The organism is Pseudomonas sp. BJa5 (assembly GCF_030272875.2).
Lineage (GTDB): Bacteria > Pseudomonadota > Gammaproteobacteria > Pseudomonadales > Pseudomonadaceae > Aquipseudomonas.
The window spans coordinates 1-254 of sequence record NZ_JALRNG020000176.1; the positions used below are offsets into that span (position 1 = coordinate 1).

Consider the following 254-nt stretch of genomic DNA (forward strand, 5'->3'; position numbering starts at 1 on the left):
CACTGCCACGCAGGCGCTCGTGATGGTTGTCGATCGACTCTTCGAACAAGGCCCGGGTCAGCTCCACGCTCAGTCCCGACTCGACCCGATTGAGGTCGACCAAGCGACGGTCGTTGTGGGTCAGTTCGATCTTGGTTTCTTCCACTTCCATCTCCAGCCAGTGGCCGGCACGCTGTTCGATCAGCTTGAACAGGCGGTCGAGGCCGTCGGTGTCTTCGATGTCGTAGCGCATGCTGCCCAGGGCCAGCTGGGAT

1 pseudogene is annotated in these 254 nt (G+C 61.4%); it reads right to left on the bottom strand.

Annotated features, from left to right (window positions below):
* A pseudogene (locus M2D63_RS25910) lies at positions 1 to 254 on the bottom strand (heat-shock protein); the annotation flags it as partial.